General features: G+C 70.7%; 18 protein-coding genes. 5 read left to right on the top strand and 13 right to left on the bottom strand.

Going from position 1 to position 18,197, the window contains the following annotated elements; genetic code table 11:
• Positions 1-182: 182 nt before the first annotated feature.
• The 3 genes from IG90_RS0127605 (at position 183) to IG90_RS44410 (ending at position 1,011) form a co-directional block, all read left to right on the top strand.
• Positions 183-389 carry a hypothetical protein gene (locus IG90_RS0127605; RefSeq protein WP_030590065.1) on the top strand — a complete coding sequence of 69 codons (207 nt, stop codon included), beginning with the start codon at positions 183-185 and terminating at the stop codon, positions 387-389.
• Between the two features lie 118 nt (positions 390-507).
• Entirely contained in the window at positions 508-651 is a 144-nt protein-coding gene (locus IG90_RS44415) for a hypothetical protein (RefSeq protein WP_157846352.1), read from the top strand.
• Between the two features lie 138 nt (positions 652-789).
• On the top strand, positions 790-1,011 hold the full coding sequence (locus tag IG90_RS44410; protein WP_007494456.1) for a hypothetical protein: 222 nt from the start codon (positions 790-792) through the stop codon (positions 1,009-1,011).
• A gap of 939 nt (positions 1,012-1,950) precedes the next feature.
• On the opposite strand, the gene IG90_RS0127590 is transcribed toward IG90_RS44410, so the two are convergent.
• The 13 genes from IG90_RS0127590 to IG90_RS0127520 all read right to left on the bottom strand — a co-directional run bounded on the left by IG90_RS0127590 (position 1,951) and on the right by IG90_RS0127520 (position 13,767).
• Complete coding sequence (locus IG90_RS0127590) at positions 1,951-3,030, bottom strand: hypothetical protein (RefSeq protein WP_030590062.1); 1,080 nt, start codon at positions 3,028-3,030, stop codon at positions 1,951-1,953.
• Positions 3,002-3,352, bottom strand: coding sequence for a hypothetical protein (locus IG90_RS0127585; protein WP_033895347.1), 351 nt, complete (start codon positions 3,350-3,352; stop codon positions 3,002-3,004). Before IG90_RS0127585 ends, IG90_RS0127590 begins: the two co-directional genes overlap by 29 nt.
• Positions 3,353-3,417: 65 nt before the next feature.
• Positions 3,418-3,933 carry a hypothetical protein gene (locus IG90_RS40855; RefSeq protein WP_007494451.1) on the bottom strand — a complete coding sequence of 172 codons (516 nt, stop codon included), beginning with the start codon at positions 3,931-3,933 and terminating at the stop codon, positions 3,418-3,420.
• Positions 3,934-4,017: 84 nt separating this feature from the next.
• Positions 4,018-4,737 (bottom strand): VWA domain-containing protein, encoded by a 720-nt coding sequence (locus IG90_RS0127575; RefSeq protein ID WP_233436090.1) that lies wholly within the window; start codon positions 4,735-4,737, stop codon positions 4,018-4,020.
• A gap of 141 nt (positions 4,738-4,878) precedes the next feature.
• Positions 4,879-5,292, bottom strand: a complete 414-nt coding sequence (locus tag IG90_RS0127570) for an SsgA family sporulation/cell division regulator (RefSeq protein ID WP_007494448.1) — start codon at positions 5,290-5,292, stop codon at positions 4,879-4,881.
• Between the two features lie 305 nt (positions 5,293-5,597).
• Entirely contained in the window at positions 5,598-7,907 is a 2,310-nt protein-coding gene (locus IG90_RS0127565; RefSeq protein WP_007494446.1) for a hypothetical protein, read from the bottom strand.
• An 83-nt stretch (positions 7,908-7,990) separates the two neighbouring features.
• A complete protein-coding gene (locus tag IG90_RS0127560; RefSeq protein WP_007494444.1) occupies positions 7,991-8,509 on the bottom strand; it encodes a hypothetical protein in 519 nt (172 codons plus the stop codon).
• 2 nt (positions 8,510-8,511) lie between these two features.
• Complete coding sequence (locus IG90_RS0127555) at positions 8,512-9,219, bottom strand: hypothetical protein (protein ID WP_030590056.1); 708 nt, start codon at positions 9,217-9,219, stop codon at positions 8,512-8,514.
• Positions 9,219-9,779, bottom strand: coding sequence for a hypothetical protein (locus IG90_RS45310; protein WP_007494440.1), 561 nt, complete (start codon positions 9,777-9,779; stop codon positions 9,219-9,221). Before IG90_RS45310 ends, IG90_RS0127555 begins: the two co-directional genes overlap by 1 nt.
• Positions 9,780-9,877: 98 nt before the next feature.
• A complete protein-coding gene (locus tag IG90_RS0127545) occupies positions 9,878-12,040 on the bottom strand; it encodes a hypothetical protein (protein WP_030590053.1) in 2,163 nt (720 codons plus the stop codon).
• 327 nt (positions 12,041-12,367) lie between these two features.
• Positions 12,368-12,556 (bottom strand): hypothetical protein, encoded by a 189-nt coding sequence (locus IG90_RS0127535; RefSeq protein ID WP_007494434.1) that lies wholly within the window; start codon positions 12,554-12,556, stop codon positions 12,368-12,370.
• Between the two features lie 147 nt (positions 12,557-12,703).
• Positions 12,704-13,120: a hypothetical protein gene (locus IG90_RS0127525; protein WP_139063544.1), complete on the bottom strand. Its 417-nt coding sequence runs from the start codon at positions 13,118-13,120 to the stop codon at positions 12,704-12,706.
• Positions 13,117-13,767 carry a WhiB family transcriptional regulator gene (locus tag IG90_RS0127520; RefSeq protein ID WP_157846353.1) on the bottom strand — a complete coding sequence of 217 codons (651 nt, stop codon included), beginning with the start codon at positions 13,765-13,767 and terminating at the stop codon, positions 13,117-13,119. The genes IG90_RS0127525 and IG90_RS0127520 overlap by 4 nt, the downstream gene beginning before the upstream one ends.
• Positions 13,768-13,971: 204 nt before the next feature.
• Between IG90_RS0127520 and IG90_RS0127515 the strand changes: the two genes are divergently transcribed.
• On the top strand, positions 13,972-14,751 hold the full coding sequence (locus tag IG90_RS0127515; RefSeq protein WP_030590051.1) for a GntR family transcriptional regulator: 780 nt from the start codon (positions 13,972-13,974) through the stop codon (positions 14,749-14,751).
• Between the two features lie 1,229 nt (positions 14,752-15,980).
• Positions 15,981-17,543, top strand: coding sequence for a helix-turn-helix domain-containing protein (locus IG90_RS43835; protein WP_233436091.1), 1,563 nt, complete (start codon positions 15,981-15,983; stop codon positions 17,541-17,543).
• Positions 17,544-18,197 lie beyond the last annotated feature (654 nt).

The following is an 18,197-nucleotide window of genomic DNA, read 5'->3' as shown; positions in this document are numbered from 1 at the left end:
CGGACACCGGACACGGCTGCCGGTCCACACCCGAGGCCCTCAGGCGGGGCCTGCGCACGAGGGCGCTGCGTGGACACCGCCCCGATGGATTGCATAACTGGATTTACTGCTGTAGTATTTGAGTTGTTGGCGCGGCAACCACTGCGAGCGCCAAGCGCCCACCCAACTCCCGGAGGTTTCCAGTGGCCAGCAAGCGCAGCATCCGACAGCTTCTCTCCTCCGCAACCGCTGCCACGTTCGGCGCCAGCCTGACGCGCCGCCCCGCCCCGGAAGTAGGCGCAGAGAACGAAGGCCGCCGCAGCGAAGCCGTCAAGATCGCGTCGCCCCTCGACCCTCGCACCTACGGCAACCACCGCTTCCACGGACAGGACGGCGTGGTCGAGTGCTGACGGGTCGTGGGGCGGGGGGTCATGCGAGACGCCTCGATTCCCCGCCCCACGACCGTCACCTTCACTGGATCACCCGCAGGCGCCTTTCCCGCCCGACACACCTCAGGAGGCTTCGATCATGCGCAAGTGCAGAGCGTGCGACACCGTCAACAACCCTACGGAAAGGGTCTGCATGGTCTGCGACACGCCCTTCCCCCTCTCCCGCGTGCGCATCAACCTGACCGGCCGCAGGCGGCCGCGCCGGGCGCTGAAGGCGGGTTGACCGCGCCCGGCGGGGGAGGTGATCTCGCCCCTCCAGCAGGTGAAGGCGAGATCACCTCCCCCGCCCCGTGCTGCTCAGGCATCCTGTCGGGGCGGTGAATCCACCGCCCCCGAAACCGAAACCCCGGAGGTTCACACCGTGAAGAAGTTCGGAACCATCCCCCGCGCCCCGTGGCCTCGCTGGGCCCTCCTGTGGGGCGCGCCGTGCGTCGCCGTCGCCTTGGGCTCGATCGGCACCGGCCTCATGGTCGGCGCGCGCTCCGCCACCGGCACCGCCCTCGTGATCGTCGGCGCCGTCGGCGCCCTGTTCGCCTTCGTGCTCACCATGCCCCGGCGCACCGACAGCCACGAACCGGGGTGATTTCACCCCGCACCGTCGCCCCCCTGGCCGCTCACCCCGAGCGGCCATCAGTATTTCCAATTGCACAATCGCCGCTCGCGGGCCTCCGCCCGCACCCCGGCCGCCCCGGCCGCCCGCACCGCCCCCGGCCGCCGTGGCAAGCCCCGTGGGCCCGGCAGCCGTCGAGCCACCCGCCACAACCCAACGCACCGCCGCAGCCAGTCGCACCCCCTCCAGCCTCACCCTGTCCGATGCCGCACCTGTCGTCTCCACCGCTCGCTGGTCTCTGTGTCCGTCCTTCATTCGTCGTCCGTTCTCCGTGTGTGCTCTCCTCCGCTGCTCTGCTCTCCTCCGTTCTGCTCCTCTGCTCCTATTCCTCCTCAACCGCCGGCCTCTGGTACCCCTTCGCACGTGCTGATGCTTGGCCAACTAGCCCTGTAGGGAAGTAGTCGGCGTGCGTGGCGGCTCGGAATTCACGCCCTGAGCTGGAGTTTTGCACCTGTCGACTCATGTCTGCGGCGGAACCCAGGATGACACCTAGGGCGCGACCCGGGGCATGACCTAGGACGCGACCCAGGATGTGACTCAGGGCGCGACCCGGCGATACCGGCCAGAACGATGCGCCGCGCCTCCCGGGCAACGAGCCGCGAGGCGCGGCCCGATTGGGCTGCCGCCTCGGTGGAGCCCTCTCCCGATCACCACGGAAGCCGGGGCAGGGGCAGGGGCGGAAGGGTGCCTGCCGGCAGCCGCCGTTCGCGTCGCCCGGCCCGGGCCGCGGCTTCCACGCAGACCTGCGTACGGCGCCGGGAACGTCGCAGAGTCCAGCCAGGGCGAATTCTCCCCACCGGTCGGCGTGAGGCGGGAGGTGAGATCACCCCTCGTCAGAGGTGAGCCGGGGTGATCTCACCTCCCCGCCCGTACGTAGGGGTGTTCTCTCCCCCGTCAGAAGCCGAGGCGGAATCACCCCCCCCCAGGCGCGCCGGTGCCCTGGCCGTCCTCCGGCAGAAGGGGGAGACGGAGGGAGGTGATTCCGCCCCCGGGACTCGTGACCGTGCTCGCCGGCAGGTCCACGGGCGCCAGACACCCGCAGAGGTGGCGCTCCCCCCGGCTGTACGTGAAGCCATGGCCGTGGCAGTCGGAACAGTCCGGGTCGTGCGCCTGGGGTGCGCCCGCGGTGCAGTCGATGGGTTCGGCCCAGACAGGCACGAAGATGCCGTCGCCCTGGTCGTCCCAGGTAAGGGTGACCATGACAACTGCCGTCCCGCCGCAGCCGCCGGGGCAGTCCGGCTCGTGGGACTGTTCGATCTCGTCGGGGTGCTCGTCGAGGTAGGTCTCCAGCAGGTATTGGCGCGCTTTCTCGTCGCTCGTGCGTGGGCGGCCGTCGCTTTCGCGCACGAGGTGGCCGGCGCGCGCGGCGGCCTGCGCGGCGGCGCGGTCGGCAGGCGCAAGCGCCGCGGCACACCAAAGCAGCAGGCCCCGTGCGATGTGGTGCGCGCGCACCTGGGTGGCCGTCTGGAGGGAGTCGCCCCGCCGTCGGCACTCCCTGGCCACGGTGTCCGTCCAGAGCATGGTGCGGACGAGCCGCGACTCCGTCGGGCAGTACAAGGGCATGTCCGCCCGCTCGGGGGCCGGGTTGTGCACTGCCGTCAGTCCGGCCGCCGGCTGCGGCATGACGTCGGTGCGGCCGTGCAGGGCTGCGTAGTTGGTGCGCAGGTAGTCGATTCCGGACCGGGGAGTGGTGGGTAGGTGGAAGCCGTCGTGGGCGAGGAGGTTGGTCCCGAGCCCGCGTGCCGCCTCGTGAACGTCCAAGTCGTGGGCGCCGCGCAGTGCGAGGACGTCGTACAGTGCGCCGAGGTGGATGAGGTGGGCGCGCTGGATCCGGTGGACCTGGTCGTCGCGGAAGGTTCCCGGGTGCTCGAAGATGGTGTCGCGCTGTGCATGGGCCCAGCAGGCCTCGAGGATCATGCGTTGGACGGAGGCCTGCTCCTGGGCGTACGCAGCGACGGTGTGCTCAGGCAGTGGTGGCAGGGAGGCGGGCACGGGTGTTCTTCCTGGTCGGTGGGTGGGGGTGGTGTGCGGGGATGAGCGCGGTGCAGTCCGTGATCGTGACGCCGTCGAGGTGTCCGAGGTCGTCGTAGGTCAGCTCGACTTCGAGTTGCCCGTGTTCCGTGAGCGGCTTTCGGCACAGGCCGCAGGGCACGCGGGCGAATGCGCCGGCCGGGTGTGCGGCGAGCTGGCGGACGTGCCTGCGCTCCAGGACGAGTTGGGCGGGCCGGCCGTGCGGGGCGGAGCGATTCCCGTGCGCGAGGTGAAGAAGGGCCTCGGCGGGGTTGAACGTGGCTGGTCGTTGCGGGCGGGTCATCATGAGCTCCTGTGCCGTCGGAAACGCCCGGGGCCCGGCATTGCCGGGCCCCGGGCGGTCGAAGTTCAGAAGTGGTCGCCGATGTCGACGCTGTTGTACTCCTCGCGCGAGACGGTCTCCCAGTCGGTCTCCTTGCCGTCCTGCAGCTTCAGCTCCCACTTCGCGGGCTTCTTGTATCCCTTGAAGACGCGCACGGTGGTGGTGCCGCACGGTGCGGAGGGGACGCCCTTGTCGGGCGTGCGGACGCCCGGCGTCGAGCGCGGCGGGTTCTTCGAGGTGTCGGTGCGCGGCGGCTGCGGTGCGTCCGGCTGGTCATCGCTCGTGTCGGCGGGCGGCTTGGGCTTGGGCTTGGGACCCGGCTTGGCGAGCGTGGTCCGGAGCGTCTGGGTGCGGGTGGACCGGCAGGGGGCCGGCCGCTCGACCTGCTCGTAGACGGGGTCCTGGGCGGCCCGGCTGCGCTTGTCGATGACCTTGCCGTGGTCGAGGTCGGTGTCGGAATCCTCGCATCCGACGAGGGTGAGAGCTGCGGTGGTGACGATGGTCGCGGTCGCGATGACCGACCGCACAGCGGCGGAGCGCACGATGTGTCCTTGGGTGTGGTGGCGTTGGGTACGGGAGGGGCGAGCGGGCGGTCGAACGACGGTCGAGCGACCGCCCGTCGCGTGTCAGGCCCGGGGAAGGCCCGAGACCAGGCGGTTGTAGAGCTCGGCGTTCGACAGGGCCAGCGGGTCGGAGCCGACGGCGCTGACGCCGGTGTTGCCCGGGAGGCCGGAGAGGACGCCGAACGCTTCCGCTTCGCCGAACGGGACGAACTGCCAGCGCACGTTCTCGCCCTGCGTGGACCGGAGGAAGTCCCTGGTCGCGGGCGCGTCCTGCGGGGCGCCGTCGGTCTGGAACACGACGAAGGCCGGCGTGCCCCTCTTGTAGGCACGGGAGGAGCGGTAGTGGGCGATCACGGCCTCCATGGCCGGGCGGTAGCGCGTTCCCCCCATGGTTCCCAGGGAGTTGTGCAGCTGCCCGATGCGGCCCTGGTGGGCGCCGAGGTTGACGTCGACGAGAGCCTGCGGACGCCGGAGCAGGCCGCCTCGCGCGATGGTGTGCATCTCGGTGGAGAAGAAGCCGACCGGGACCTTGCCGTCGTCGTCCAGGTGCGCGGACAGGCTGAGGATCTGGTCGCTCAGCCGCTGGACCGAGCCGTCGTTGAAGAAGTCCGTCATCGAGAGGGAGCGGTCGATCACGAGATAGACGGCGGCACGGCCGCCGAGGCGGTCGCTCTCGCGGAGACTGGTCTCGGCGTCCTTGTACATGTCGATGAGGTCGGGCGCGGTGCCGGCGACCTTGTCGAGGCTGATAGCCGAGGTCTTCTGAAGGGAGTGGGTGGCCACGAGTTTGCTCCTTGGCGGGGTGGTACCGGCGAGTGGGTCATGCATAGAGGTGTGCTGCGCGCGGGCCGTGTGACAGGAGGCGTGGGATTTCTTGCGCCGGGCCCGGGGCTGTGTGCCCCGGGCCGTGCTCGGCTTCCGCTGTCAGTGGGGCAGAAGTTCGTCGAGGAGGCGGTCGATGTCGACGGCCTTGGACTCCTGGCCTGCGGCGACAACCGCGTAGGTCTTGGCGAGCCACTCCTTGATGGGGGCTGCCATCCCTTCGAGGCGTGCGTATCCGTCGGGGGTTTCCAGTTCGATGCTGATGCTGCGGTCCTGAAGCGGGCCGACCGGGGTGATCTTCACATCGCCGAGCCCGGCGGGTGCCGTGATGCCCTGGGCGAGCAGCTCCCGGGCGAACGTCCATCGCACGACCTCGTCGGGCGTGACGTCGAAGGAGAACTGCACCGCGTAGGGGTCGGTGTCCTTGTAGTAGAGCCGCACGGGGACCGGCACACGTGTGTCCGGGTCAGCCACGAGCGTCATGTGAGTCTTCAGTTCCAGGCCGGGAAAGCCCATGGGTGATTCCTGTTCTTCGGCGGGAGGCGCACGGCGAGGCGGGCGGCGGAAGGCAACGCCCAACCGATACCCAAACAGTACAGCTATATTTCCAATTAAGCAACACTCTTAATGTGGGTCCGCTGATCGACGACCTCTGCCCCGGCAGTCGAGGAGCGCAGCAGGCCCGAGGGGCGGATCTTGATCGACTGAACGGTCTGCGCAGGTCGCCATCGGCTTCCGATCGCCACAGCGACCGATCGGATCGGCTGCCCTGAGCCGATCGCGACCAGTCGGGATCCGATGCCGGCCGATCAGCGGGCCATTCATGACAGGGCCTCGATCGCCTCCTTGAGGGCGGACAAGTAGAGGCCGCGGGGCGAGCCGTCCAGCTCCCGGATCCGCTCGGAGGACAGGTCGACCTGCGAGGCGTCCAGCTCGCGACGCAGGGCCTTGCCGAGTTCGCGGAGCCGGTCGATGTCGCTCTTGTCGTCCCAGCGCCCCCAGCGGTCGGCGTCGTGTCGCCGCAGATGGGAGTGCAACTGGTCGTAGGTGAGATAGGCCGGATCATGCTCCAGCGTGAACGCCTCCCGCAGGATGCGGACAATGCCGGGCAGGGGCTCGGCGCCGCCCTGCTCGGCGGCAGGGGTGCCGGAGTCCAGGAGTTCCAGGAGCTCGTGCCACGCGTCGAGCAGTCCTGCCTCGTCGAGGGTGAAGGTCAGGTCCGGCCGGCCCGCGGCCGCACGCTCGGCTCCGATCCTGGCCGCGTACTGCGCGGTGACTTCCCGCACCTGGTAGCGGACCGGGCGGTCGGGCATACCAGGCAGGCCCTGCGCGTACAGCTGGCCCGCATCGTTGACCTCGGTGTGGGTGGCTGCCCGCAGAAGATCTGCGCGGTACCCCTCGGCGATTGCTCCCCCGCCCAGCAGCTCCGTGACGTCCACGCGCCGGCAGGCCCCCAGCAGCTTGCCGGACAGCTTCGGGCCGATGGCCTCGCCGAGCCAGTCCCGGGTGCCGAACTGGCTCCCGCCGATCACCCAGATCGCTTCCTTGCGCCCGAGCAGGAGCAGTCGGATCAGCAAGGTCTTCGCCTGGGCCGACAACTGCGCCCACTCGTCGACGAACACGACGATGGCCGGGTGCTCGGGCGAGACGCGCCATTTGTTGCCCCAGCCGTAGCGGGCGCGCTGCCGGGCGCGGGCCGGGCACAAGGTGAGGAGGAGGAACTTCAGGGTTGCGACGATCTTCTCGTCGTCCATGCAGGCGTCGAGCGTGATCGCCTCGCCGAGGTCCCCGACGCCGGTGCCGACCGGGTCAAGGTTGAAGGCGACCGCGTCCTTGCAGGCCGTGACGACCTCGGCCATGGCCAGCATGACGCCTGACTTGCCGGCGCCGGAGTCGGCGACCATCAACAGCATCAGCCCTGCGAGGGCGAAGGCGAGCGGCTTGGCGTCCATGGAGACGCCGTAGTCAGCTGGATCGAGGATCGACATCGACAGCGGCGCCCGGTACGGGACGTCGCCGACCAGTTCCGGGCTGAACGGCGAGCGTTGCATCATGCGGACCGTGCAGGCCTCGCCGGCGTCTGGGTCACCCTCGATCAGCAGGCCGTTACGACGCAGCCTGAGCAGGGTGATCAGTCCCTTGTAGGTGTCGTCCTTGTTGAGGTCGTCAGGGGTGCCGGTCTTGAACGAGACGCGGGCGGACCAACCCCACGGCTCCTGGGTGACGTCGGTGACCTGGTCGACGTCCTGCCCTTCGTGCAGCAGGGCGCGGTGGAGGGCTTCGCCGGCCTCGCCAGGGGTGGTGGCCTGCGCGATCGGGAACGGGGTGAGGTCTTCCTCGGTCTCGTCGGCCGGTGCGCTGCCGGGGGTCTCGGGTGCCTTCAGGGCAGGGAGGTCCAGTTCGGGCAGCAGCAGGTCCTCGGGGACGGGTCGCTCGGCGAGTTCGAGCGGATGGTGGGTCAGCCACCACCCGGCGGCGGCAAGCACCGGGGCCGCGGCCAGCAGTGTGGAGGGGATGCTGGCCGCCACGAGCCCTGCGACGCCCAGAACGGGCAGCAGGGCGCTGAAGCGGCCGAGCGCCATCAGGGAGCGGGCCCGGCGGATCTGCTCCGGGGTGGGCTGCTCGGGAGTGAAGGGCACCGACTGCAGTGCGTCCAGGCCGTTTCGGCGGCGCCTGAGCTCGCGGCTCAGGTCACGGATCGCCTGCTTCTCGGCTGCCTCCAGACCGTACGCCGCGGCGTCCTCGAGCCTGCGCTGGAGCTTCTTCTCCAGCCGGTGGACTGCGGTGAGGGCCTCCTCGCGGCGGGCGCGGTCGGCTTCCAGGGGCCTGTTGACGATCCTGCGGCGGATCTCGTCGTCGGACATGTAGCCCACGCGCAGCCAGTGCCGTGCCGCGGACAGGGCGTTCCGCAGGCCTGGGAGGATCTGGCCGGCGATGGCGGCCGCGGCGGTGCGGGCGCAGTGGGCCACGCGCCGGGCGGCGGTCGACGATCGTGGGACGCGCTCATCGGCCGGCGGGTCCTGCGTCTCGCGCTGAGGGCCGGGCTCGTCCTCGTCGACGATCTCGGCGAATACGAGCTCGCCGTAGGGGGCCAGTTCGGTGCTGTCCGCAGGGTCGTGGGGGTGTTGCATGGGGTCAGGGCTCCTCGCCAAGAGCGGAGGCTGGCGCGGGCGGCCGCCACGCACGGGTGGCGTGCGGGCGGCCGTCGGCGGCGTCAGCCTCCGAAGATCCACAGGCCGATGTTGTTGCCGGTCAGGGTGGTGGCGCTGACGATCACGCCCATGAAGCCGAGAGAGGTGCCGTAGCAGATCGCCACGACCGCCCCGCCAGCCATCTCCTTCCAGTCGGCCGGCTTCCACTTGGCCGCGTACAGGACCACGAGGTAGTAGGTGATGCCGCACAGGCCGATCGCGGCGCCGCCCGCCGAGACCGGTGTGACGGCCGTGCGCGGCGCGTTGGTGTTCACCTTCGCGCCGGCGCCCTCTTCGGCGGCGGCCTGTCCCAGGTGGTTCATGGCGGCGCGCAGGGCTCCAGCTCCTTCGCCGAAGAGCCCGCGTGAGTTCACCGTCACCAGCAGGACGAAGAAGAAGACCAGCACGAACGTCTTCTTCTTTCGGAGGAGCTTCTTCTTGAATCCGGCGATGACGGCCGTCGTGGCCATCGCCCCGAAGAGGAGTGCACCGAAGCCGGCGTTGGCGGATTGATTGTCGAAGATGTCGATCGCAAGGTCCATGGTCAGGCTCCGGCAAGAAGGTGTACGACGGCGCGCCAGGTGACGATCACCAGGCCCGAGACTCCGGCCCAGATCACCGGGCGGGTGATGATCCAGCCGAGGCGGGAGCGCACAAGGCGCCAGGTCAGCCGCCCGATGGTGGTGGCCACCGACAAGGCCGCGCGGCACAGCAGGCCAAGGGGGTGATTGATGCCCGCGCCGATGACGACGGCACCGGCGGCACCCAGGACCGCGCCGGCGGAGACCAGGGGCGCCTCCAGGCCGTGCGCCGTGAAGGCATCGGCTGCCCACCGTGAGGCGGGGGCTCCGTGGAGGGGCACCAGGTTGACGACGGCCAGGCACAGGAGGTTGCGGCCGAGCTGCAGTCGGCTCCAGTCGACCTCGTTGCCGCTGGAGTCCGTGGCGTTGGTGCGCTCGATCACGGCAGCGAGCAGGTCGGTCCAGCCGAACCCGAATGCGGCGCCGACGGCCTTCTCCACACCGCGGCTGACCACCTCGGTGATGTCGAGTTCCGAGCCCGGGGCCGGGAAGGGGGCGTGCGACGGCAGCGCGGGCGGGGGCGCCTCCCCGGTGACCGCGCACTCGGTCAGAGTGGGATCGGCCCTGACACAGGTGTCACGGATCGGGCAGCCAGTGCAGCTGGCCGCCGGAGTTGCCGCGCCTGGGTCGGCCTGCTTCTTGGAGAAGTTGGAGTGGGACGCGGACGGCATCAGCGGCTCCCGGTCTTGATGCCGGCCGCCGCGGTGCGCCGCTCGGGCATGGGACGGCGAGAAGGGGGCCGCGGGCCCAGGCCGTCGATGACGTACAGCACGGGCCTGCCCGATGCGAGGGCGTCCGGGCCGGCCAGGTCCGCGGTGACCTGTTCCGGCGCTCCGGACCTCGTCACCGAGCTCTCGTCCGCAGTGGCGGGTGCGAAGCCCGGGGGCAGCGCGGGCAGGTCGCCGTGTGGCCCGTGCTCAACGCTGAGCAGGGGGACCGCCTGGGTGGAGAGCACTGTGGCCGGGTCCCGCGGGCATGCGGCGGCGAGGGGGAGGCTGGCGTAGGCCTCGTCCTCCCACTGCTGGCCCTTGCGGGCGGCTGTTCGCACCTGGCGTGCCCGCTGGGTGCGGCGTGCCGTGCGCTCGCGGCGCTCGGCACGCTCGGAGGCCGACTCCCGGGTGCCGTAACGGGCCCGGGCAAGGCGGTGGTCGTCTCCGCCGATAAGCCACCGCAGGCGGCCGGGCAGGCGCCAGCGGCCGATCCGGTGCCGGCGGGTGCGGGCGTGGGTCATGATGTGCGAACTCCCGTTTCGTGGAGGAGGGAGACCCGGCCGGGCCCTGGAAAGCGGGCCGGGTCTCCCGGTCTTGGTGCTCCGAGCCGGAGCAGTTGTCAGACGCCTGCGAGGTCCTGGCTCAGCCGGCCCTTGGCCTTGGCGTTGAGGTAGTTGGCGATCGCCAGGGCGCGCCCGTCGGCGATCGTTTCGCCGCTGGAGCGGACCTCGTCCGAGATGCTCCGCTTGCTCAGCGGCTGCTTTCGTGCGAGGAGGCGCTCCACCGCGGCGCGTTCCTTTTCCTCGAGCACCACCTCCTCCTCGTCTCGTTCCGCACCACTGGTGCGCTCCTGTCCGTTCCGGGCGCCGGGATCGTTCCGGTCCGTGCGCCGGTCCGCCCCATCCGGTGCGTGCTGCTTCCGCGCCGGCGTTGCCGCGCCCCGTTCCGCGGTGCGCTCGGGCACCTGTGCCCCTGGCGGCGGGTGTTCCGTTCCGATTCCGGGCGGGGCGGAACGCGGCAGTCCGGTGCGGGGCGGAACGCCGGGAAAGTCCTGCTCAGCCTCGGGGTGGCCGAGTGGAACGAGGCTGTCGTTCCACTCCATTCCGCGACCGTGCGCATGGGGCGTCACCCCTGCAGCCTGGATGGTTCCGGCCCAGTGCGCCCAGGTTCCGGCGGGCGTTCCGCCCGGAACGCTCCAGACCGTGCGGAACGACGGAACGGCGCCCGGACCGGCTCCGGAACGAAGTCCGTCGGTCGGCACGCGGGGAATCACGATGCGGTGCAGAGCCGTGCCGGAACGGAGCGCGTTCCGGTCCGCCAGCTCGATGCCGGCGGCGTTCCAGGCGCGTTCCAGCGTGGACAGTGCGGCGTTGTCGATCGTCAGCGACCAGGCCGTCCAGGACCGCACCGGGAACCGGACCCAGCGGATCAGGCCGATCTTCGGCCGTGCCCGGGAGACCAGTCCCTGCTCCCGTAGGTACTGGCGGTGGACCAGGGAGGCATACAGCTCCCACAGCACCATGCCGACGACGCTCATGGTCGCAAAGGCGACGGACGCCTGCGTCGGCCGGCCGCCAGGCCCGCAGTGATGGGCGTAGTTCATCGCGGCCGCGCCGGACGCGAACACCCACGTCATGATCCGGTAGATGGTGCCGGCATCGCCCTGCTGCCGCGCCTGGTGGTACATCCAGCCGGTGAACGCGGTCGTGAGCTCCCAGGCGGCGGCGAAGCCGAGGGCGAAGACGGTCCACCATCCGAACGCTTCCTTGGCGTAGTCGGTCTGGGACCACCAGGCCACGGCCATCGGGGCGAGGATCGGGCCGGCGACGAGGCCCCGGCGGGCCTGGTTGCGAACCATCTCCCGTATCCACAGGCGCCCCTGGGTGAGGCGGTGGGCGAAGGTCGGACGTCCTGCGGCCTCTTTGTGCTCGCGCCGCGCCGTTGCTCGCTGAATGCGGCCCTGCTGACGCAGACGCTTCCGCTCCTGCCTGCGGGCGGCGCGCGAGCGCGCCCGCTCCCAGGCCTCCTGGGCCTGGCGGAGCAGTTGCTCGGCGGCTTCCTCCTTCTCCATCGCTGCGGCTTCCCGGGCGGCAGCCTTCTCGGCAACCGTGGCGGCTCGCTCCTCGGCTGATGCGACCGTCGCCGCTGCGGTGGTGCGCAGTTCTTCGACGTCGCGGGTGGCCCGTTCCCGTTCGGCCCTGATGCCTGCGGCCGCCTGCCGGCGGAGCTCTTCGGCCGCGGACGTCGCCTCACTGCGGATACGTTTTGCCTCTGCCTCTGCGGCGCGCAGCCGGGCATCAGCTGCCTCGGCGTCGCGACGGGCCGCGCGGGTCAGTTGCTCGGCCCGGAGCCCGGCGTCGTTCAGCTCCTTGTCGGCGGCCAGTTGCGCTTCTTCGCGCAGTCGGCAGGCGTGGGCGGTGGCCTCCTCGATGGCGGCCCGCCCTTCTGCCTCAGCAGTTGCCAGGGTGTCGGCGGCCTGGCGGTCGGCTGCTTCCTTCGCCGCCTCCGCCTGGGCGGCGGCGTCGGCCTTGAGGGCTGCCCCGGCCTCCCGGGCACGGTCCTGGAGCGCCTCGGCCCGGCGCTCTGCCTCCGCTCGGATGTGTGTGGCCTGCGCTTCGGCCGCCACCAGGAGGACAGCGGCCTTCTCCTGTGCGCCGGCCTCGCAGTTCCTGGACTTCTCCTCCGCCAGGTCGACGATGTCGGCCGCGCGGTCGCGCGCATCGGCGAGTACGGCCAGGGCCTCGCGCGCGTCGGCGGAGATGGCCGGGGAGTCGGCTTCCACGGGGCGCGGATTCGGGGCCGGTGGCCCGGGACTGGGGGGTTGGCGGCGTCGACGACGGGACGACTTGCTCACCGTCGTGCTCCTTTGCGGTGGGACGCGTGCGCTGCAGCCGTGTCGCTGAGCGCGGCGTCGGTGGGTGGTCGTGAGGGGGGCGCTGGCTCGCCGAGCTGACGGTGGTCTCCGGCTCCGTCGCGAAGCTGACCTTCCGTCCCGCGGGCTACTCCTCCGCTTCCTGCTCGTCCTCGGCCTCGTGGGGGCCGAACAGGGCACGGTCCAGTTCGGCCTCGTTGGCCAGGGGGCCGTCCAGCGGCGGCGTGACCGCGGGGCTCACGAGGCGGCCTTCCGGCGGCCCAAGGAGTAGAGCCGGGCGCACGTTCCGTCGTCGTGGGCGTCGGCCTGGCTGGTGTACCCGTATCGGGCCAGCAGGCTGGCGGCGATCGTCAACTGGCAGACGGCCGGGCGGCGGAGTCGGCCGCTGTGGAGTCCGCGCTTGCTCGAGGTCGTGGTGAGGGCCATGGCTACTCGCAGAAGTGCTGGACCGGGTAGTACCCGCCGCACGAGACGCAGTAGTACAGCGGCTGCTGCTCGTACCCGATGACGAGGTGCAAGGCGATCGGCAGTCTCATCGTGGATGTCCTTGTCGCTCGGCGGTCCGAGGTCGTGTCATCGCCGTCGGCAGGTGTTGTCCGGCGGCTCACCTCGGCCGTGCTGGATGACGTCCTGCCCTTGCGGTTCTCCGTCGGCCCGGTCGGCGGTGGTGGCGCTGTCGAGGTGTGCGCGCGCTGCCTCCGAGGCGCCGCGGGATACGGCGCCAGTGGTCGGCGGGGCCGGCGGCGGGGCCGGCTGGCTGACCCAGGCCCGGTAGGCGTCGGCTTCGACGCGGGCCTGGTGCCATAGGGCCAGGAGGATGCCGACCAGCGCGGTCGGCTGCGGACCGGCGCCGTCCTGCGCAACGACGGGCACGGGGATGACCGGTAGCGCGCACTTCGTGTGCAGGGCGTGCATCAGGCGGCGGTTGAGGATCCGGAGCTCGTCCTCGTCGGAGCCCTCGGGGGACGGTGCAGTGGTGTGGTCGGTCATGCGGCCCACCCCGTCGCGCGCCGGTGGTTCTTCCGCAGCTGCTCCAGTTTGGAGACTGCGGCGCTGAGCTCGGCGTGGTTCTTGTTGCGGTATTCGGGCTTGACGGACAGACCGATGTGAGACCGGGCCAGCCCCAGCACCTGGCGAGCAGCGTGCAGCCGCATGGTCCGCTGCTCATACGGGGCACGGTCCCGCTCCCGGGCCGCGGCCAGCCGTTCGGCTTCCATGTCGGCGAGGGCGAGCTGGTCCTCCTCGGTGATGCCGCCGCGCACCGCGAGGTCCTGGGGGGCTTCGGGGTAGCGCAGGGCGAGTTCGAGGCATGCCGCGGCGATCGGGCACCGCGCGCAGTACTTGGCGATGGTGTCCTCTCGGCGCGCGTGCCACTGCTCGTCCAGTTCCTCGTCGCGCCGGTAGAAGGCGTCGACATCGTTGGTGGTGCTGCAGCGGCCGAGCAGGAGCGCTTCGTCCAGCTGGTGCTCGCGCATCTGGCCGGCGACGGCGTGCCCGTCGGGACCGGTGAGGTAGCCGCTTTCGGCGAGGGCGGCCGGCGTGTGGGTACTGACGAGTTCGCGTGTGATGTCGTCGCTGGTGAGGGTGATTCGGCTGGCGGTGCCCTGCATGGGGCGACCGGCTGTCATGCTGGTCATTGCGTCGTCTGTCTTTCGTGACGGGAAGGGGTCGGCGTGCATCACCACGGCCTTCGAGGGCTCCAACCCCCTCGGAGGCCGTTTTGCGTGTGGCGCGCCACGGGATGCGGGACCATGCCCACATCTGGCTTATCTGGCTCACGCCAGGTAAGCCAGATGCGATGATGTTGCCCCGCCTTGCGGATCAAGTCAAGGGAGACCGACATGACGATCGCGGCCCTGCAGCCCGCACCGGGGTGGCTGTACGGCAGGATGTCCCGCATGGCCACGCCCCCGACCAGCAGACACGACCTCGCCGAGCGCCTGCGCAAGGAGATCCGCGACGGCGCCCCCGCACGCACCGCCGGCACCGTCGTCTCGGGGCGCCAGCTCGCCAAGGAACTCGGGTGCGCGCGCAACACGCTGATCGGCGCGATGGAGCTCCTCGAGCAGGAGGGCCTGGTGCGGTCGATCCCCAAGGTCGGCTACATGGTGCTGTCCCCCGCGGCCGCCTTCGAGGCGCGCCTCGACAAGCTCGGTCACGTCCACCCCGCCCCCGGGCAGGCCGACGACCGGACCGACATGGTCACTACCGCCGTACGCAAGGCCTCCGCCGACGTGGCAGCAGCCCTGGGCAGTCCACCGGAATCCGCTGTCGTCCTGCGACAGAGCGTCCTCAGCCGGGGCGGCACCCCTTGGGCCATCCGGGAGCTGTACGTCCCGAAGGGCATCGCCGACCTCGCCCGCCGGCTTCTGGACGTCGACCTCGTCGACGAGGACCAGATCCTGAACGGGGCCGGCCTGCCGGAGACCGGGCACTTGCACGCCATCTCGGCGCGGCCGGCATCCGACCAGGAGGCAGCCCTGCTCAAGTCGCGTGCGGTCACCGTGCTTACGGTCCGGCGCGTGAGCTACAGCGGTGAACAGACACGGAGTTGCGAGTTTCTACTCATCCATGCCGATAGAGTCAGTTTGACCGATTCATCAGGGAAGCTGCCCAACTAAGGGGAATTCGCTGTGAAGTGATCCCTGATCAGCGCGACGCGCCGCGTGTACCGGTCCGTCCACAGCCTGTGCACTTCCGGTGCTGTTGGGGATAGGGTGACCATCGATTGATCTATTGCTAGCCCTGACAACACGATGCCCCCAGACCTTGAGCAAGTCCGGGGGCGTATATCGGGTTCGAGAAACCGGATAGGCGGTGTCTCGTGGTGGAGCGTACCCGCACCCACGCACAAATGCACAGTCAGCCCGGCTTCCGCGCTGCGTTCACGACGCCGTCGAGCCGGGGCTTTTTGCTGTGCGGACACCGCACGTCGCTCATCGCCCTCACCGAGGAGGGCGGCATGTCGTAGAACTCTCGGGCGGGCGCTCCCTAGCAAGGAGCGCTCCTCGCCCTTCCCCGCCGGTTCGGAGTTAGCAGCTCCTCTGCCGGCCGTCACCGCTCTTACGGAGTACCAGCTCCGTCGAGCGAAGAGCCAGGCCTTTCGGCCTGGATGATCACTGCCTCCCAGCAGCTAGCCCCGAGGGGCTGACCCCGAAGGGCCTTTGTCATCCCTGGAGTGCACCAGGGTGATCGGAGTACATCTTGCAGTACCGCCATGGCTTTTGTCAGCTCAGCAGGCGCCCGGGACCGCCGTTCTCGGCCATTCACCCCCCAATGGTCACCTCGGTGTCACATTCCGTGACAGCCGTTTGGTCCAGTTCGGGGCGTTCAGCGGCTTCTGTGTCGCCGTCGTCGACGAAGGGGCCGAGAGCAGGCTCTTCGCTCTGTCCAACGGTTTTCGCTGGCTGATCCGCTCTCTTGGCCGAGAAGGCGAAGGGACGCGCCGCGCCTCCCTCCCACCTTCGCCAAGGCTGCCCGCGCTCTGCTGCACGGCACACGCCGCCCGTCAGCAGGTGCGCTCGCGGCACAGCACGCTGTACCGCGAGCGCGCCGGGGTTGACATCCCCTCTGATCGCAGCGGGGCGCATGGTCCCATCTGCAAGGCCGTCTCTGCACCCATCCCGCAGAGGCGGCGGCTCGAGCGCACCGTCGACGGATCGTCACTCCGGCAACGGTGCGCGGGAGAAGTGTGTCCAGTTCCCTGCCCCTCACCACCACGTCCGTTGCAGGTCCGGCGCCTCGGCCGCGGCCCGCGGATTCGTCCTGCCTGTCCAGCAGTCAGGCGCCCGTACGGCGTCAGCGTGTCAAGGTGCCGCTGCGGTTGGTCGAGTCCCCGTACTACGCGGACGTGGCTCTGGCCGTCTACATGAAGATCAAGGCGCTCGGGCAGCGCCCGGAAGGCTGTACCGCAGGCACCACGGTGCTCGCGTCGTACCTCGGGCTGTCGCGGTCCTCCGTCGAACGCGGCATTGCCCAACTGCGCAGGCCCGGGCCGGACGGGGTGATCGAGCTCCCCGTCAACCAGCGACGGTCGCTGCCTGGCGGGTGCGGCACCACGGCGCAGCGCCGTGTACGGCCGATACAGCGGGACGAACGGTTCATCTGGCTGCCGGTCGCCGCATGCGAGGACCTGACCCCGCGGCAGTTGCGTGCATACGCGGTGCTCTGCTTCGCCCAGGTACAGCGCATTCCTCTCACCGAAGGCGAGCTCGCCGGACACCTCTACCACCACTCCGGTGCGCGCGCGGGGACGACACTGTCCGCGGCGTCTGCGGGGAAGGTCGTGGATGCTCTGGAGGATGCCGGCTGGGTGACCGTGCTGCGCAGGTCGGGCGTGCAGGGGCGGCACCAGTTCATCGCCCATGACGTGCCCCCGGCCCCGGGCAGCACCCAACCCTCCTCGCCTGTGGAGAGCACCTCGCCGTCTTCGCGTCTTGATGAGGGATCGGGTCTGGAAGCCGGTGAGGGATCGCTCGCGACTAAGGAAGACCACAGGATTGACCGACCTGATGACGAGCGCCGCCCTGACTCACCCGCCGTAGGCGAAGTACAGGTAGACAAGGGCGCTCGGCCTGTGGATAACTCGGGCTCGAACCCTGCGCAGGACCAGGCCCAGGACGGTTTCGCGCTCCGCGCGGAGCAGGAACTACCCCGCTCTCAGGCATCCCCAGCCGCCCGCGGCCACTACGACGGCCCGCCGCTGACGCTGCACCCGCGCATTGTCGAGGTCCTCGAACCCGTGCAGGTGCTGTACGAGCGGGCGAACACGTTCATGCAGCGGCGGATCGCCCGCGAGGTCGGCCGCCAGCTCGATCACGGATGTGACTCCGAGCGGCTTCGGCAGCGCTTGCGTAGCCGCTTCGCCGGGGTGTTTCTGTCGGACATCAAGGACCCGGCCCGGTGGCTGATGGGGGTGGCTCTGCCGAGGTGGGGCTGCGGGCATCTGGCCTGCGAGAGCGGAGTGATGTGGCCGAGCGGGGAGCCCTGCGCGGCATGTGCGGACATCCGCGCCGCACGTCGACGGGAGCTCGAGCGGGAGCGCCGGATCGAGCTGGGGCAATGTCCCGACCACGGTCTGGGCGGGCCCGGCGTCACGTGTGCCGAATGCGTTCCACCGGCTCCGCGGCGCCCGGTGCTCGGCAACGCCGCCGCCCCGCCGGCGCCCGCGGACCTCTCCGTCTGCCGGGAGTGCGGCTGCCGGATCCGGTTGGTCGGTCCCGCACTCGCTGATCGGATGTGCAGGCTCTGCCGGGAAGCGAGCCGGCCGGCGCGGGCCGTCGCACGGCATCCCGGCCCGGCGCGGCGGTGCTCCGGCTGGCGCGGGGAAACGTGCGACCGGCCGGCGATTCCGACCCGCAGTGTGTGCGCGCGCCACCGGGCCAGGGAACTGCGCGCCGAGGCTGCCGGATGATGCGCGCGGCCGCGATCCCCCGCGCTTTGGCTGGCGCGCGGCGGGACGCGCGCCAGCGAGGTGCGCGTCCCGCCGCGCGGTCCAGCGCACCGTGGTGCGCGCGCCTCGGGCGCACGGTGCGCGCACGGTCCTCCCTCCGGCACGCACGCGCTGACTGTGCCGGCGCGCGGCGCGCGCACTGCCGCACGTCTCCCGGAGCCGACGCGCACTCAGTCAGCCGCGCCGCGCGCCGGTACTTGAGAGTGCCGGCAGCACTCCAGAAGCCTTCGGTACCGCCGTTCCCCCTCACGGGCGCCGGTGACCATGTGTCACCGCCGACAGGCGAAGCAGGTCCTGCGGATTCGGCCCCTATTCCGCGCATCGCCCCCTTGTCCACGTTCCTGGCGCCTTCCGTGGCACCCCCTTGTCCAGCTCGCGGAATCCCCCCTTCCGCCCCTTGTCCACCTCTGCAACCTCCGGCGTGACCCCCTTGTCCACGTCCGCTACCGCAGGCCGGCGTCCTTGGCCAGGTAGCGGCCGACCCGGGCGGACGGCAGTTCGTCTCACGAAACCCGGCGCTGCTCTTCCCCGCCTCGCCAGTCACCCTGCGTCATATTCTCTGGCCTGAGGGCAGACGAAGCGGGCGCAGCGGGTCTGGGCCCCACGCACTGGGCG

The sequence above is a fragment of the Streptomyces anulatus genome, assembly GCF_000721175.1.
GTDB classification, from domain to species: domain Bacteria; phylum Actinomycetota; class Actinomycetes; order Streptomycetales; family Streptomycetaceae; genus Streptomyces; species Streptomyces anulatus_C.
This window is presented reverse-complemented; position numbering and strand designations above follow the sequence as displayed.

Bases quoted from the DNA above. Each gene is read 5' to 3' on its own strand.
- IG90_RS44415 (WP_157846352.1), top strand. From the start codon at position 508: ATGCGCAAGTGCAGAGCGTGCGACACCGTCAACAACCCTACGGAAAGG.
- IG90_RS0127585 (WP_033895347.1), bottom strand. From the start codon at position 3,352: ATGACCCGCCCGCAACGACCAGCCACGTTCAACCCCGCCGAGGCCCTT.
- IG90_RS0127570 (WP_007494448.1), bottom strand. From the start codon at position 5,292: ATGGGCTTTCCCGGCCTGGAACTGAAGACTCACATGACGCTCGTGGCT.
- IG90_RS0127565 (WP_007494446.1), bottom strand. From the start codon at position 7,907: ATGCAACACCCCCACGACCCTGCGGACAGCACCGAACTGGCCCCCTAC.
- IG90_RS0127560 (WP_007494444.1), bottom strand. From the start codon at position 8,509: ATGGACCTTGCGATCGACATCTTCGACAATCAATCCGCCAACGCCGGC.
- IG90_RS0127555 (WP_030590056.1), bottom strand. From the start codon at position 9,219: ATGCCGTCCGCGTCCCACTCCAACTTCTCCAAGAAGCAGGCCGACCCA.
- IG90_RS45310 (WP_007494440.1), bottom strand. From the start codon at position 9,779: ATGACCCACGCCCGCACCCGCCGGCACCGGATCGGCCGCTGGCGCCTG.
- IG90_RS0127535 (WP_007494434.1), bottom strand. From the start codon at position 12,556: ATGGCCCTCACCACGACCTCGAGCAAGCGCGGACTCCACAGCGGCCGA.
- IG90_RS0127525 (WP_139063544.1), bottom strand. From the start codon at position 13,120: ATGACCGACCACACCACTGCACCGTCCCCCGAGGGCTCCGACGAGGAC.
- IG90_RS0127520 (WP_157846353.1), bottom strand. From the start codon at position 13,767: ATGACCAGCATGACAGCCGGTCGCCCCATGCAGGGCACCGCCAGCCGA.
- IG90_RS0127515 (WP_030590051.1), top strand. From the start codon at position 13,972: ATGACGATCGCGGCCCTGCAGCCCGCACCGGGGTGGCTGTACGGCAGG.